Origin of the sequence: Variovorax terrae (assembly GCF_022809125.1) — a bacterium.
Classification (GTDB): Bacteria; Pseudomonadota; Gammaproteobacteria; order Burkholderiales; family Burkholderiaceae_C; genus Variovorax_A; species Variovorax_A terrae.
Genome location: NZ_JALGBI010000001.1, coordinates 1,468,857 through 1,483,756 on the forward strand (window position 1 = coordinate 1,468,857; position 14,900 = coordinate 1,483,756).

A 14,900-nucleotide genomic window follows, 5' to 3' on the forward strand; every position below is an offset into this window, starting at 1 on the left:
AAGCCGGTTCCGCGGCGTTCCCCGGCTGGGCCTCGTTGCGCAGTAGGCTTGTGGCATGAGCTCCATCACTGCATGCTGCCCGGCCGTGCTCGTGGCGGCCCCGGCCTCCGGCCAGGGCAAGACCACGGTGGCGGCCGCGCTGGCGCGGCTGCATGCGCGCCAGGGGCGGCGCGTGCGCGTCTTCAAGTGCGGGCCGGACTTCCTGGACCCGCACTGGCTCGCGCTGGCCAGCGGCGCACCGGTGCATCAGCTCGACCTGTGGATGACCGGCGAGGCCGACTGCATGGCGCGCCTGCATGCGGCGGCGCAGGAGGCCGACCTGATCGTCATCGAAGGCGTGATGGGCCTGTTCGACGGCACGCCGAGCGCGGCCGACCTGGCGCAGCGCTTCGGCCTGCCGGTGCTGGCCGTGATCGATGCCTCGGCCATGGCCGGCACCTTCGGCGCGCTGGCCTACGGGCTGCAGCACTACCGGCCCGGCCTGCGCTGGGCCGGCGTGCTGGCCAACCGCGTGGCCAGCGAGCGCCACGCGCAGATGCTGCAGGAGGGCCTGCGCGAACCCGATCAATGGCGGGGGGCGCTGATGCGCAACCCGGCGCTCTCGTTGCCCGAACGCCACCTGGGCCTGGTGGCCGCGTCGGAGGTGGGCGACGCGCTGGCGCGGCTCGATGCCGCCGCCGACGCGCTGGCGGCCACGCCGCTGGGGCGCATGGGCGTGGCTGAACTGCAAGACTGGGGCGTCGAGTTCCCTGCACCCGCTGTTCCCACTGCAGCGCCCGTCGATGCGCCGCTGGTCGGCACCACGATTGCGGTGGCGCGCGATGCAGCTTTCTGTTTTCTCTATGCGGCCAACCTGGACTGCCTGCGCGCGCTGGGCGCGCAACTGGTGTTCTTCTCGCCGCTGGCCGATGCGGCGCTGCCGCCCTGCGATGCCGTCTGGCTGCCCGGCGGCTACCCCGAACTGCATGCCGCGGCCCTGGGCGCCAACCACGGCCTGTGCGACAGCCTGCGGGCGCATGCGACGCAGGGCCGGCCCATCTGGGCCGAATGCGGTGGCATGATGGCGCTCTTTGAACAACTGGCCACGGCCGACGGCACCGTGCACGCAATGTGGGGCCTGCTGCCGGGCCGCGTCACCATGCAGCAACGCCTGGCCGCCCTCGGGCCGCAGCAACTCGACCTGGACGGCCAGGCGCTGCGCGGCCACACCTTCCACTACTCGCGCTGCGAGACGGCGCTGCGGCCCGCTGCGCGCAGCCGCCGGCCGGGCGCACCGAACGCAGCGGGTGAGGGCGAGGCGCTCTATGTGCAAGGCCCGGTGCGCGCGAGCTATTTCCACGCCTACTTTCCCTCGAACCCGGCCCTGGTGGCGCGGCTGTTCAGTGCCGGGGGTGTGGCATGAGCACGGCCAGCCTGGGCCCGCAGCGCATCGTCTGCCTCACGGAAGAGACCACCGAGTGGCTCTACCTGCTGGGCGAAGAGCGCCGCATCGTCGGCATCTCGGGCTACACCGTGCGGCCGCGCCGCGCGCGCGACGAGAAGCCCAAGGTCAGCGCCTTCCTGAGCGCCAAGATCGACAAGATCCTGGCGCTGGAGCCCGATTGCGTGTTCGGTTTTTCGGACCTGCAGGCCGACATCGCGAGCCAGCTCATCCGCCACGGGGTGCAGGTCACGGTGTTCAACCAGCGCAGCGTGGCGCAGATCTTCTCCATGCTGTACCAGGTGGCGGCCATGGTGGGCCAGGCCGAACAGGGGCTGGCGCGCATCGCGGCCCTGCAGGCGCGGCTGGACGCCATCCGCATGGCGGCCGCAACTCTGCCGCGCCGCCCGCGCGTGTTCTTCGAGGAGTGGGACGAGCCGCACATCAGCGCCATCGCCTGGGTCTCGGAGCTGCTGGGCATCGCCGGCGGCGACGACTGCTTTCCCGAACTCGCGCGCGAGCCCCTGGGCAAGCAGCGCATCATCGCCGACGGTGCCGAGATCGTGCGGCGCAACCCCGACATCATCATTGGCTCCTGGTGCGGCAAGAAGTTCCGGCCCGAGAAGGTGGCGGCACGCGCGGGCTGGCAGGACGTGGCCGCGGTCCGGCACGGCGAGCTGCACGAGATCAAGTCGGCCGACATCCTGCAGCCCGGCCCGGCTGCGCTGAGCGACGGCGTGGAGCAACTGCACCGTATCGTCGTGGACTGGAGCGACAGGCATGGACGCTGAGCGCGCCGTCGTCCGCAGCGAACTGGTCCTTGGCGGCCAGCGCAGCGGCAAGTCGCGCCGCGCCGAAGAGCTGGCGGCCGCCTGGCTCGCGCAGTCGCCCGTGCACCGCGCCGTGTTCATCGCCACGGCGCAGCCCTGGGACGCCGAGATACGCGAGCGCATCGCGCGCCATCGCCAGGACCGGGCCGAGCGCCTGCCCGGTATGGCCACGGTGGAGGCGCCGCTGCATCTGGCCGAGGCGCTGCGCGAGCACAGCCGCGCCGACACGCTGGTGCTGGTGGACTGCCTCACGCTCTGGCTCACCAATTGGCTGATGCCGGCCGGCGAGGGCGCAGATTTTGAATCAAATCGGCCGCAGGTCCAGGCGCAGCGGTCATCGGTTGCTATGTTTTTGGAAGCAATCGGCGCGGCCGCCGGCCCCGTGGTGCTGGTCAGCAACGAGATCGGGCTGGGCGTGGTGCCACTCGGGCGCGAGGTGCGGGCCTACGTCGATGCATTGGGCCGGCTCAACCAGGACGTGGCGCAGCGCTGCGCGCGCGTGACCTTGATGGCGGCCGGACTGCCGCTCACACTGAAGGACGAGGCATGATCGCAAGACCCCGGCGGCTGGCCTGGACGGTGCTGCTGCTGTTGCTGGGCGCAGCCCTGCGCGCGCAGGCGCTGGAGGTGACCGACGACCGCGGCGTGACCGTGCGCTTCGAGCGCGCGCCGCAGCGCATCGTGAGCGTGCTGCCCTCGCTGACCGAGACCGTGTGCGAACTCGGCGCCTGTGCGCGCCTGGTGGGCGTGGACCGCTACTCCAACCACCCGGCCTCGGTGCGCGCGCTGCCCCAGGTGGGCGGCGGCATCGACCCCAACATCGAGGCCATCGTCGCGCTCAAGCCCGATCTGGTGCTGATGGCCACCTCCTCGCGCGGCGCACAGCGGCTGGAGGCGCTGGGCCTCAAGGTGGTGGCGCTCGAACCCAAGAGTGGCGCCGACGTGCGGCGCGTGCTCGGCAAGGTCGGCCAGGTGCTGGACGTGCCCGACGCCCAGCGCGTGTGGCGCGTGATCGACGCCAGCGTCTCGGCCGCGGCGCAGTCGCTGCCGCCCGAGGTGCGCCGGCTGCGCGTGTACTACGAGGTCAGCCGCGGCCCCTATGGCGCGGGCGAGAGCTCGTTCATCGGCGAGATCATGACGCGCCTGGGCGTGCGCAACATCGTGCCGCCCGAGCTCGGGCCGTTTCCCAAGCTCAACCCCGAGTTCGTGGTGCGTGCCAACCCCGACCTCATCATGATCGGCGAGCGCAACGCGCAAGGCCTCGCCCAGCGCCCGGGCTGGGGCGGCATCCGCGCGATCCGCGAGCAGCGCGTCTGCGTCTTCACGGCCGAGCAGTCCGACGTGCTGGTGCGGCCCGGCCCGCGCATGGCCGAGTCCGCACGCATCATGGCGCGCTGCCTGCAGGACAAGGGCGGAGCCCGGGCGCCATGACGCACCGCACGGCCCCGGCCGACATCGTCCATGCCTCGGCGCGCCGCGCATGGGCCCTGGCGCTGGCGCTGCTGGCGCTCGGCGGCGCCCTGCTGATGCTGGGCGCGGGCATCGGCAGCACCGGCTTCGAAAGCGTGCTGCGCGCCCGGCACGACCCGGTGGCCTGGCAGATCGTCTGGGACATCCGGCTGCCGCGCACGCTGGGCGCCTGGGTGGCCGGCGCGCTGCTGGGGCTGGCGGGCGCAGTGGCGCAGGGGCTGTTCCGCAACCCGCTGGCCGATCCCTTCCTGCTGGGCAGCGCCTCGGGGGCCACCCTGGGCGTGGCCGTGGCGCTCGCGCTGTTCGGCGTCTCGCCGTTCGCCATGCAGTGGCTGGTGCGGCTCGAACTCACGGGCGCGGCCTTCCTGGGCGCGGTGGCCGGCGTGGTGCTCACGCTCACGCTCGCCAAGGGCGTGCAGCACACGCTGCGGCTGCTGCTGGCCGGCGTGATCGTGGGCTTCGTGCTGGGCGCCATCAAGGACCTGGTGGCGCTGAGCGTGCCCGACATCCTGCAGGCGCTGCAGGGCTTCATGCTGGGCAGCACCGGCTTCGTCGGCTGGGAGGGCTGCCTGCTGATGCTGGCGACCTGGCTGGCCTGCAGCGTCGCGGGCTGGGTGCTCAGCCCCGTGCTCGACGGCCTGACGCTGGGCGAGGCCACCGCGCGCAGCCTGGGCCTGCCGCTGGCGCGCCTGCGCGTGGCGCTGGTGGTGGTGCTGGCGCTGGCCACCGGCACCGCGGTGGCGCAGACCGGGCTGGTGGGCTTCGTCGGCCTGGCGGCGCCGCACCTGGTGCGCTCCATCGTCAAGACCACGCATGACCGCCTGCTGCTGCTCAGCGGCCTGATGGGCGGACTGCTGCTGATGGCGGCCGATCTGCTGTCGCGCTGGCTGATCGCGCCCCAGGAGCTGCCCGTGGGCGTGCTCACGGCCGTGCTCGGCGGCAGCTACCTGCTGTGGCTCATGCACCGGCGCGGCCGCGGGGGGGCGCTGCTGTGAGGCCGCCCGCCCTCCAGGCCCGCGGCCTGCGCGCCTCGCTCGGCCAGGCCGAGGTGCTGCACGGCATCGACCTGGACCTGCCCGCGGGCCGCTGGAGCTGCATCGTCGGCCCCAACGGGGCGGGCAAGTCGACCCTGCTCAAGGCCCTGGCCGGCCTGCTGCCGCACCACGGCGAGGTGGCGCTGCTCGGCCAGCCGCTGGCCGCGCTGCCGGCGCGCCGGCGTGCGCGCCAGCTCGCCTGGCTGGGCCAGAACGAAGGCTCGGCCGAGGACCTCACGGCCTACGACGTGGCCATGCTCGGCCGCCTGCCGCACCAGCCCTGGCTGGCCGCGCCCAGCGCCGCCGACCGCGCCGCCGTGGAGCGCGCGCTGCGCACCACCCAGGCCTGGGACTGGCGCGCCCGGCCGCTGGGCCAGCTCTCGGGCGGCGAGCGCCAGCGCGTGCTGCTGGCGCGCGCGCTGGCGGTCGAGGCCGAGGTGCTGCTGATGGACGAGCCGCTGGCCAACCTCGACCCGCCGCACCAGGCCGACTGGCTGCTCACGGTGCGCGCGCTGGTGGCCGAGGGCCGCACCGTGGTCAGCGTGCTGCACGAAAGCTCGCTGGCGCTGCAGGCCGATGAGATGGTCATCATGGCGGCGGGCCGCGTCGTGCACCAGGGCGCCTGCGCCGATGCGGCCACGCACCGCGCGCTCGAAGCCGTGTTCGACCAGCGCCTGGCCGTGCGCCGCGTCGACGACCACTGGGTGGCTTTACCGCGCCCCTGAGACACCTTCCAAGGATTTCCCCATGCAGATCGAAACCCCGCCCAGCACCAAGCCCTACGAGAAGCCGGAAGGCGAGCGCCGCGGCCTAGTCATCGTCAACACCGGCGACGGCAAGGGCAAGAGCACGGCCGCCTTTGGCCTCGCGCTGCGCGCCCATGGCCGCGGCAAGGCCGTGAAGATCTACCAGTTCATGAAGGTGCCCACGGCGCGCTTCGGCGAGCACCGCATGTTCGAGCAGATCGGCATCCCGATCGAGGGGCTGGGCGACGGCTTTTCGTGGAAGAGCCAGGACCTGGAGCACTCGGCTCAGCTCGCGCGCGACGGCTGGCAGAAGGCGCGCGCCACCATCCTGGGCGGCGCGCATTTCCTGGTGGTGCTCGACGAGATCACCTACCCGCTGATCTACGGCTGGCTGCCCCTGGATGAGGTGCTGGCCACGCTGCGCGAGCGGCCCAAAGATGTGCACGTGGTGCTGACCGGCCGGCGCTGCCCGCCCGAGATCATCGAGCTGGCCGACACGGTGACCGAGATGACCAAGATCAAGCATGCCTTCAACGCCGGCATCCCGGCGCAGCGCGGCATCGAGGACTGATACGGCATCATGCGGGATCGGAGGCCTTGCACATGATGACGCTTGAACTCGATAGTGCCTGGACGCTGGTGGCGGCACTGGCCACGATCCTGCTGGGCCAGCGCCTCAACCGCGCGCTGCCCGCGCTGGAGCGCGCCAGCATCCCGCCCGCGGTGACGGCGGGCCTGCTGCTGTCGGTGCTGCTGGCCGTGCTGCGTGCGGGCGGGGTGCTCGACCTGCGCCTCTCCACCGTGCCGCGCGACGTGCTGCTACTGGTGTTCTTTTCGTCGCTCGGCTTCGGCGCGCACCTCGGCCGGCTGGCCACGGCCGGCAAGGGGGCGCTGGTGATCTGCCTCGCCATCGTGCTGGTGGCCCTGGGCCAGAACCTGGTGGGCGCTGCGCTCGCACGCGCCTTCGGCGAGCCGGCGGCGATGGGCCTGTTCATCGGCAGCGCCGCCTACCTGGGCGGGCATGGCACCGCCACCGCCTGGGCCGGTGTGCCGCAGGTCGCGGGCCTGGCCGGCGTGCTGGAGGTGGGCTTGGGCAGCGCCACGCTGGGCCTGGTGCTGGGCGGCCTGGTGGCCGGCCCGGTGGCGGCCTGGCTGGCCCGGCGCAGCCAGGGCGGGGCGGGGCCGGCCGAGGCGGCCGCGCCGGGGGCCGATGAGGCGCCCCCGCGCGAATCGCCGTTCTCCTCCGACCGCTGGCTGCTGCCGCTGCTGTGCCTGACGGCCTGCGTGGCGGTGGGCCCGCTGCTGCGCGAGGCGCTGGCGGCCACAGGCCTGCAGGTGCCGGGCTTCCTGACGGTGCTGCTCTCGGCTGTGCTGCTCACCAATCTGGCGGACGCGCTGCGCAAGCCGTTCGACACCGAGGCGACCGATCTCGTCGGCACGCTGGCGCTGCGCCTGTTCCTGGCTATTGCCATGCTCTCGCTCGACTGGGTGGCGCTGGCGGCCCAGTTGCCGCTGCTGCTGACGGGTGCCGTGGCGCAGACGCTGCTCACCGTGGCGGTGGGGCTGCTCGTGGTCTACACGCTGTTCGGGCGCGGCCGCGACGGCGCGGCGGCCTGCGGCGGCTTCATCGGCTTCAGCCTCGGCGCCATGCCGGTCGGGCTGGCGGTGATGCGCCGCCTGAACACCAAGGTCGGCGAGACGCCGCGCGCGCTGCTGGCCATCACGCTGGCGGCATCGCTGTTCACCGACACCGCCAACGCCCTCATCCTGACCACGCTGCTGCGCTGGTTCGGGCCATGAACGCGGCGCTCATGGCGTCCGGCCTGGCCGTGGCCCTGCTCATCGATCGCCTGCTGGGCGAACCGCCGGCCCGGCTGCACCCGGTGGTGGGCATGGGCCGCTACCTGGGCTGGATCGGCGGGCTCATCACCGCGCGGCAGCATCCACAGCGGGAGCCGGCGCCCGACTGGCGCGCCTTCGGTGCCGGTGCGCTGGCCTGGTGCGCCGGCGCGGCGCTGGTGGGCGGGCTGGCCTGGCTGGCCCAGCAGGCCATGGCCGGGCTGCCGCTGGTGGCGGGCGGGCTGCTGCTGGGCTGTCTGCTCAAGCCGCTGCTGGCGTGGCGCATGCTGCGCGACGAGGTGGCGGCGGTGGAGGCGGCGCTGCAGCAGTCGCTGGCGGCCGGACGCGAGCGGCTGTCGTGGCTGGTGAGCCGCGACACGACCCAGCTCAATGAGAGCGCGGTGCGCGAAAGCGCCATCGAGTCGCTGGCCGAGAACCTCAACGACTCGGTGGTGGCGCCAATCTTCTGGTTCGTGCTGCTGGGGCTGCCGGGCGCCGCGGTCTACCGTTTCGCCAACACCGCCGACGCCATGTGGGGCTACCGCGGCGTGTACCGCGGGCGCAATTGGGAGTGGGCCGGCAAGTGGGCTGCGCGCGCCGACGATGCGCTGTCGTGGCTGCCGGCGCGCCTCACGGCGCTGCTGCTCAAGGGGCTGAGCCGCGGTCTGCCGCTGCAGGCGCTGCGCCGCGAGGCGGCCCGCACGCCGTCGCCCAACAGCGGCTGGCCAATGGCCGCCATGGCGCTGAAGCTCGGCGTCTGCCTGCGCAAGCCCGGCGTCTATGCGCTGAACGCCGCCGGACGGGCGCCGCAGGCCGCCGACACGGCCCAGGCGCTGATTTATGCATCAAAAGCGGTTTATGTCCAGGTGCTGTGGTCGTTTCTAGCTATTGTTTTGATAGCGATGGAAGGCTCATGGCTGCGCTGACCGCCCTGGCTCGCACGCATGGCGGCCCCGATGCGCAGGGCGTGCCGCGCCACGACTTCTCCAGCAACAGCCATGCCGGCGGCCCGTGCCCGCTGGCGCTGGCCGCCGTGCAGCAGGCCGACGCCACGCGCTACCCCGATGCAAGCTACGCCGCGCTGCGCGCGCAACTGGCCGCCTTCCACGGCGTGGCCGCGGCGCGCGTGGTGCTGGCGGCCAGCGCCAGCGAGTTCATCTTCCGCATCACGGCCAGCGTGGCGCAGCAGGGCGGTGAGGCTGTGTGGCTGCCGCCGCACCACTACGGCGACTACGCGCAGGCGGCCGAGGCCTGGGGCCTGCGGCCAACGGCGCTGCCGCAGGACGCGGCCCTGGCCTGGTGCTGCGAGCCCTCGAGCCCGCTGGGCGCGGCGCAGCCGGGCCTGCCTGCCCTCGTGGCCGCCGCGGCGCCCGCCAGCGTGGTGCTGGACCGCGCCTATGAGCCGCTGCGCCTGCAGGGCGCGCCGGCTTTGGATGAGGCAGGGCTGCGGCGCGTCTGGCAGCTCTGGACCCCCAACAAGGCGCTGGGCCTGACCGGCGTGCGCGCGGCCTACGCCATCGCCCCGGCCGGGAGCGAAGAGGCCGCTGCGCAGTTGGAGCGCCTCGCGCCGTCCTGGCCGCTGGGCGCGCACGGCGTGGCGCTGCTGCAGGCCTGGTGTGAGCCGGCCGTTCAGCACTGGCTGGCCGGCAGCCTGGCCACCCTGCGCGAGTGGAAGGCGCGGCAAATCGCGCTGTGTGAGGCGCTGGGCTGGGCCTGCCTGCCCAGCGATGCCAATTTCTTCTGCGCCCGGCCCGGCGTGCCGGACCTGGGCCCGGCCTTGCGGTCGCTGCGCGCGCAAAGCATCAAGCTGCGCGACTGCACCTCGTTCGGCCTGGCCGGCCAGGTGCGCCTGGCCGTGCTGCCGCCAGCGGCGCAGGATGCGCTGGCCGGCGCGTGGCAGCAGATTCAACACGAACAGGAAACGACATGACCGCCCGCTGTGTGATGGTGCTGGGCACGACCAGCGGCGCCGGCAAGAGCTGGCTCACCACGGCCCTGTGCCGCTGGTATGCGCGCCAGGGCCTCAAGGTGGCGCCGTTCAAGGCGCAGAACATGAGCAACAACGCCCGTGTGGTGGCAACGCCCGTTGTGGCGAGTGGTTTCGCCGCCGGGCCGCCCCAAGGCGAAACGCGGCCCCCTCGGGGGGCAGGGAGTCCCACGCAGTGGGCGACCGTGGGGGCGGAGATCGGAAGTGCTCAGTACTTCCAGGCGCTGGCTGCGAATGCGCTGCCCGAGGTGCGCATGAACCCGCTGCTGCTCAAACCCGAGCGCGACACCCACAGCCAGGTGGTGCTGATGGGGCAGGTCGATGCGGAACTCTCGCGCATGCCCTGGCGCGGCCGCAGCGAGCGCGTGTGGCCGGTGCTGGCGCAGGCGCTGGACGGGCTGCGTGCGGAAAACGACGTGGTGGTGATCGAGGGCGCGGGCTCGCCGGCTGAGATCAACCTGCATGCCAGCGACATCGTCAACATGCGCGTGGCGCTGCACGCCCAGGCGCGCTGCCTGCTGGTGACCGACATCGACCGCGGCGGCGCCTTCGCCCACCTCTACGGCACCTGGGCGCTGCTGCCCGAGCCCGAGCGTGCATTGATCCAGGGCTTCGTGCTCAACAAGTTCCGCGGCGATGCGGCGCTGCTGGCGCCGGCGCCGCAGATGCTGCAGGACCTCACCGGCATCCCCACCGTGGCCACGCTGCCGATGTGGTGGCAGCATGGCCTGCCGGAGGAGGATGGAGTCTTCGACGACCGCGCGCGCGCCACGGGTGCCGTCACCACCACCATCGCCGTCGTCGCCTACCCGCGCATCAGCAACCTCGACGAGTTCCAGCCGCTGAAGAACGTGCCCGGCGTGCGCCTGGTCTGGGCCCGCACGCCCGCAGACTGCGCGGGTGCCGACTGGCTCATCCTGCCCGGCTCCAAGCACACCAGCGGCGACCTGGCCTGGCTGCGCGCGCAGGGCCTGGACCGTGCCATCGCCGCGCATGCCGCGCGGGGCGGGGCGGTGCTCGGTGTCTGCGGCGGCCTGCAGATGCTGGGCGAGGCGCTGATCGATCCGCACGGCATCGACGGCAACGCCCCCGGCCTGGGCCTGCTGTCGCTGGTGACGGTGTTCGAGGCCGACAAGACGGTGCAGCGCACGCAGGCCCGCTTCGGCCTGCTGGCCGGTGCCTGGGCCGCGCTCTCGGGCGTGGCGCTGAGCGGCTACGAGATCCACCATGGGCAGACCGCGCAGCACCCGGCCATGGCCGCTGCCGGCGACTTGGCGCAGGCCGTGCTGCTGGAGGGCGGGGGCCAGGCGCTGGGTTGGCAGAATGCCGCGGGCAATGTGCTGGGCCTGTATCTGCACGGCCTGTTCGAAGACCCCGCCGCGCTGCGCGCGCTGTTCGGCGCCGCGGCGCCGACGCTGGACAGCGTGTTCGATGGCCTGGCAGATTACATCGGCGCGCATTTCGCGCCGGGCGTGCTGGAGGCGCTGGTTCAGTGACGAACGCAGTGGAACGCCAGCGTGTAATAGGGAAAGCTCACCATCTCGCGCCCGCGCAGCGCGGGGTGGGTGGCGATCAGCGCTTCCAGGCGCTCGCGCACCTCGGCCTGGCCTTCGGGCGGCAGGGCCGCGATGAAGCTTACCGACATGAAGCGGTCCACGATCACCTGCTGCGGCGCGCCGGTGTGCTGGTGCGCGAAGCGGCTTTCCACCAGCTCGCTGAACGCCGGATGCGGGAACGGCCGGCGCCAGTCGCCCTTGTAGAAACGCGGCGCATCGCCTTCGTAAGGCGTGACGATGCGCGTCAGCTCGGCCACCCAGTCCACCGACTCGTCGCGCACGTTCCACACCAGCCCGAGCCGGCCGCCGGGTTTGAGCACGCGCTGGAATTCGTCCAGCGTCTCGCGGCTGGCGAACCAGTGGAAGGCCTGGGCGCAGACCACGGCATCCAGCGCCGCGCCGGGCAACGCAATGGCCTGCGCCGTGCCGGCCAGCACGCGCACCGTGGGCAGCTCCGGCCCGATCCGGGCCCGCATCGCTTCCACCGGCTCCACCGCCACCACGCTGGCGCCGGTGGGCACCAGCAGCCTCGTGAACTTGCCGGTGCCGGCGCCCACGTCGGCCACGGTCTGGCCCGCGGCCAGGCCCATCGGCCCGGCCAGCCAGCCGGCGAGCGCCGCCGGGTACTCCGGCCGGCCACGCGCATAGGCCTGCGCTTCTCTTGTGTAACCCTGCTGCGCGGCGACGTGCACTTCAGCCATGATGTTTGAACTCCAGACCATTGAAGACCTCCATGATGCCGCACTGGCGCAGCGCCTGCAGCACCGGCTCGACCACAAAACCAAGCCGCTGGGCGCTCTGGGGCGGCTCGAGGCGCTGGCGCTGCGGCTCGGCCTGATCCTCGGCACCGAAGCGCCCGCGCTGCGCCAGCCGCAGATGCTGGTGTGCGCGGGCGACCACGGGCTGGCGGCGCGCGGCGTCTCGGCCTACCCGAGCGACGTGACCTGGCAGATGGTGGAGAACTTCCTGGCCGGCGGAGCGGCCGTGAGCGTGCTGGCGCGCCAGCACGGGCTGGCGCTCACCGTGGTGGACTGCGGCGTGCGGCACGACTTCGCGCCGCGCGAGGGCCTGCTGATCCGCAAGATCGCCGCCGGCACGGCCGATGCCGGCAGCGGCCCGGCCATGACGGACGAGCAGTGCCGCCAGGCCCTTGCCAACGGGCAGGCCGTGCTGAAGGCGCTGCCCGGCAATGCGGTGCTGCTCGGTGAAATGGGCATCGGCAACACCAGCGCCGCCTCACTGCTGCTGGCGCGGCTGGCTGGCCTGGACATCGCCGGCTGCACCGGCACGGGCACCGGCCTGGACGAGGCGGCCCTGCAGCGCAAGGTGGCGGTGCTGGGCGAGGTGCTGGCGCTGCACGGCGCGGCGACCGAGCCGCTGGCCGCGCTGGCGGCTTTTGGCGGCTTCGAGATCGCCACGCTGGTGGGCGTGGTGCTGCAGGCCGCGCAGGAGCGCCGCGTGATCGTGGTGGACGGCTTCATCGCCTCGGCGGCCGTGCTGGTGGCGCAGCGGCTGCAGCCGCACGTGCTGCAGCGCTGCGTGTTCGCCCATTGCTCGGGCGAGCGCGGCCATGCGCTGATGCTGGCTCAGCTCGGAGCCGAGCCGTTGCTCGATCTGGGCCTGCGCCTGGGCGAAGGCTCGGGCGCCGCGCTGGCCTGGCCGCTGCTCGATTCGGCCTGCCGCATTCTGCAGGAGATGGCGAGTTTTGAGTCGGCGGGGGTGTCGCAGAGGGCTGGATAGGTCGGTTTGCCAGGATTAATGGTCTTCTGTACTAACCAAAAGAACGTCACTGGGTGGGAGGGCGGCTCTCGGCCAAAAACCGACCTTCAGCCCTGACCTCCAATTCCACAAAGGACGTGAGCCTCCCGCCGGTTCTCAACCTACCTTGAACTTTGCAACCTGGTCCAAATTGCCGCCCATGTAGGTGCGTCGGGTCGCGGAGCTTTGCTCTGACTAGGCGCGAATATGCAGGGGCGCGAACGACTTCACCAAATCGTCCAACGCCTTCAGTTGCGCGAGGAAAGGCTCCAGTTGGTCCAGCGGCAGAGCGCTGGGGCCGTCGCATTTGGCCTGCGTTGGGTCTGGGTGGGCTTCAAGAAAGAGGCCGGCCAAGCCCACCGCCAGACCCGCACGTGCCAGCTCAACCACTTGCTCGCGTCGCCCGCCAGAGACGGCAGCGTTCGCCTCGCGCTGCTGGAGGGCATGGGTTACGTCGAAGATGACCGGCAGATTCCCGGTGACCTTCTTCATCGCACCGAAGCCAAGCATGTCCACCACCAGATTGTCGTAGCCGAAACAGGTGCCGCGGTCGCACAAAATGACGGGCGAGCTTCCTGCCTCCCTGATTTTCTCGACGATGTTGAGCACCTGCGGCGGGCTCAGGAACTGGGGTTTCTTGACGTTGATGACTTTGCCTGTCCTGGCGAGAGCAACGACCAAGTCAGTCTGGCGGGCGAGAAACGCAGGCAGCTGTAGAACATCCACAACGTCGGCCACGGGATTCGCCTGCCATGGCTCGTGCACGTCGGTGAGAATGGGCACGCCGAACGCTGCCTTGACGGCCTCGAAGATTCTTAAGCCCTCTTCCAACCCGGGCCCCCGAAAGGAATGGATGGACGAGCGGTTCGCCTTGTCGAAGCTGGCCTTGAAGACGTATGGGATGCCAAGCTTTCGCGTGACTCGGACGTATTCCTCTGCAGCACGCAGGGCCATGTCCTTCGACTCGAGTACGTTCACGCCGCCAAACAGGACGAAGCCATCGCTGTTGCCGACGTTGATTGCGGAATTGATGGCGACGGTGGTCAAAAGAGTGCTCCTGTGGTGCTGCTCGTATTCTCGCGCTTCGATCAACGGAAAATCGCGCCTTTGGTCAATGCATCCGGGACATCCGTGCAAGTGCTGCAACTGAAGCGGTGCGTCTGGCCTTCGAGTTCACCGTTCTCACAGCCGCCCGCTTTGGCGAGATCCGCGGGGCGGTTTGGGAAGAAATTGACCTCAGTAGCAAGCGCTGGTCAATTCCGGGTGCAAGGATGAAGGCAGGCCGCGGCGGGGCCGGTTGGGTGGACGGGCATGGGGTCTCCCCGCGGGCCGGGGTGCAGCGCCATGGCGGTACAGTCAAGCCGTGATGGAATCGGCAGCAAGACCACACACCACTTCAACGACAAAACACACAAGGAGCTTCCAGTGATGGCATCCAAACCCGCAAGGCGGGCCTTCTTGGTCATGATCGTGATCATCCTGATCTGGCTGGTGGCCTATCCCATCGCCAAGCAGCTTCCCCACGATGCCTTCAGCGACCCATTCGGGCCCGTGTACAACGGCCTCAACGTGCTCTTCACCGCGCTGGCTTTTGGCGGCGTGGTCACCACGCTGCTGTTTCAGGCGGAAGAATCGAGAATCGCCCGGCGCGAGGAGATCGAGCGCTCCATTTTTGAACTGTTCCAGACCTTCACCAGCCTGGATTTTCAGCACGTCAAGGACAGCGCGTTTCGCGCGTTGCTGGCAGCGGTGCAGAACCGCGACTATGCGGACTACCTCGCGAGCCGCTTGTTCGTGGTCGAGCAGTTGCCGTTTCCGCCCGCCGCCGCTGAAACCCTGCGCGGCCTGGATGACGCCAAGAAGGAGCAAAGCGACGAGCAGATCATCCACGCGGACCGCGCCGACCGCCTCATGCTCGACAACATGCTCAATTTCTTCGCGCTGCTGGCCCAGCGCGAGTCTTCAGCAACCGTCATCAAGCACTGCGATTTTTCGTATGACTGGTGGCGGCCCGTGCTGTGGATGATCGGGCAACTGCAGCAGGAGCGCTACGAGGCCTCCGGCACCATCCGCACGTATTGCAAGAACCAGTTGATCACCGGCACCTTGAAGGCGCTGGACAAGGTCTACGGGCACAGCCCCTTGCCCACGCGCGATGCGGTCTGGGCGTACATCACCCAGCACCCGAAGATCATCGCGTTCGGCCTGGATGCGAGGTTTCAGGAGCTGGCGAGCCGCAAAACCAGCTGATCCGGCTGCC

At 71.1% G+C, this 14,900-nt stretch carries 15 protein-coding genes; 13 read left to right on the forward strand and 2 right to left on the reverse strand.

Going from position 1 to position 14,900, the window contains the following annotated elements; all coding sequences use genetic code 11:
* The first annotated feature begins 55 nt into the window (after positions 1–55).
* From MMF98_RS06905 to MMF98_RS06955, 11 genes are read left to right on the forward strand one after another with little or no spacing between them, the layout of a single operon-like run.
* The gene (locus tag MMF98_RS06905; RefSeq protein ID WP_243305501.1) at positions 56–1,402 is read left to right on the forward strand and encodes a cobyrinic acid a,c-diamide synthase CobB; all 1,347 of its coding nucleotides are present in this window, start codon (positions 56–58) and stop codon (positions 1,400–1,402) included.
* Positions 1,399–2,211 (forward strand): ABC transporter substrate-binding protein, encoded by an 813-nt coding sequence (locus tag MMF98_RS06910; RefSeq protein ID WP_243305502.1) that lies wholly within the window; start codon positions 1,399–1,401, stop codon positions 2,209–2,211. The genes MMF98_RS06905 and MMF98_RS06910 overlap by 4 nt, the downstream gene beginning before the upstream one ends.
* Entirely contained in the window at positions 2,201–2,800 is a 600-nt protein-coding gene (gene cobU, locus MMF98_RS06915; protein WP_243305503.1) for a bifunctional adenosylcobinamide kinase/adenosylcobinamide-phosphate guanylyltransferase, read from the forward strand. Before MMF98_RS06910 ends, cobU begins: the two co-directional genes overlap by 11 nt.
* A complete protein-coding gene (locus tag MMF98_RS06920) occupies positions 2,797–3,681 on the forward strand; it encodes an ABC transporter substrate-binding protein (RefSeq protein ID WP_243305504.1) in 885 nt (294 codons plus the stop codon). Before cobU ends, MMF98_RS06920 begins: the two co-directional genes overlap by 4 nt.
* Positions 3,678–4,715, forward strand: a complete 1,038-nt coding sequence (locus MMF98_RS06925; protein WP_243305505.1) for a FecCD family ABC transporter permease — start codon at positions 3,678–3,680, stop codon at positions 4,713–4,715. The genes MMF98_RS06920 and MMF98_RS06925 overlap by 4 nt, the downstream gene beginning before the upstream one ends.
* On the forward strand, positions 4,712–5,479 hold the full coding sequence (locus MMF98_RS06930) for an ABC transporter ATP-binding protein (protein WP_243305506.1): 768 nt from the start codon (positions 4,712–4,714) through the stop codon (positions 5,477–5,479). The genes MMF98_RS06925 and MMF98_RS06930 overlap by 4 nt, the downstream gene beginning before the upstream one ends.
* Positions 5,480–5,501: 22 nt before the next feature.
* A complete protein-coding gene (gene cobO / locus MMF98_RS06935) occupies positions 5,502–6,071 on the forward strand; it encodes a cob(I)yrinic acid a,c-diamide adenosyltransferase (RefSeq protein WP_243305507.1) in 570 nt (189 codons plus the stop codon).
* A 32-nt stretch (positions 6,072–6,103) separates the two neighbouring features.
* Positions 6,104–7,300: a sodium/glutamate symporter gene (locus MMF98_RS06940; protein WP_243305508.1), complete on the forward strand. Its 1,197-nt coding sequence runs from the start codon at positions 6,104–6,106 to the stop codon at positions 7,298–7,300.
* Positions 7,297–8,265 (forward strand): adenosylcobinamide-phosphate synthase CbiB, encoded by a 969-nt coding sequence (gene cbiB, locus MMF98_RS06945; RefSeq protein WP_243305509.1) that lies wholly within the window; start codon positions 7,297–7,299, stop codon positions 8,263–8,265. Before MMF98_RS06940 ends, cbiB begins: the two co-directional genes overlap by 4 nt.
* Complete coding sequence (locus MMF98_RS06950; protein ID WP_243305510.1) at positions 8,253–9,269, forward strand: aminotransferase class I/II-fold pyridoxal phosphate-dependent enzyme; 1,017 nt, start codon at positions 8,253–8,255, stop codon at positions 9,267–9,269. Before cbiB ends, MMF98_RS06950 begins: the two co-directional genes overlap by 13 nt.
* Entirely contained in the window at positions 9,266–10,822 is a 1,557-nt protein-coding gene (locus MMF98_RS06955; RefSeq protein WP_243305511.1) for a cobyric acid synthase, read from the forward strand. The genes MMF98_RS06950 and MMF98_RS06955 overlap by 4 nt, the downstream gene beginning before the upstream one ends.
* Here the strand turns inward: MMF98_RS06955 and MMF98_RS06960 are convergent.
* Positions 10,816–11,583, reverse strand: a complete 768-nt coding sequence (locus tag MMF98_RS06960) for a class I SAM-dependent methyltransferase (protein ID WP_243305512.1) — start codon at positions 11,581–11,583, stop codon at positions 10,816–10,818. The genes MMF98_RS06955 and MMF98_RS06960 overlap by 7 nt on opposite strands.
* On the opposite strand from MMF98_RS06960, the gene cobT reads away from it, so the two are divergent.
* Complete coding sequence (cobT, locus tag MMF98_RS06965) at positions 11,582–12,622, forward strand: nicotinate-nucleotide--dimethylbenzimidazole phosphoribosyltransferase (protein ID WP_243305513.1); 1,041 nt, start codon at positions 11,582–11,584, stop codon at positions 12,620–12,622. The genes MMF98_RS06960 and cobT overlap by 2 nt on opposite strands.
* A 213-nt stretch (positions 12,623–12,835) precedes the next feature.
* On the opposite strand, the gene kdsA is transcribed toward cobT, so the two are convergent.
* Entirely contained in the window at positions 12,836–13,687 is an 852-nt protein-coding gene (kdsA, locus tag MMF98_RS06970) for a 3-deoxy-8-phosphooctulonate synthase (RefSeq protein WP_243305514.1), read from the reverse strand.
* Between the two features lie 381 nt (positions 13,688–14,068).
* Here kdsA and MMF98_RS06975 point away from each other — a divergent pair, with 381 nt between their 5' ends.
* Positions 14,069–14,890: a hypothetical protein gene (locus MMF98_RS06975; protein WP_243305515.1), complete on the forward strand. Its 822-nt coding sequence runs from the start codon at positions 14,069–14,071 to the stop codon at positions 14,888–14,890.
* The last annotated feature ends 10 nt before the right edge of the window (positions 14,891–14,900 follow it).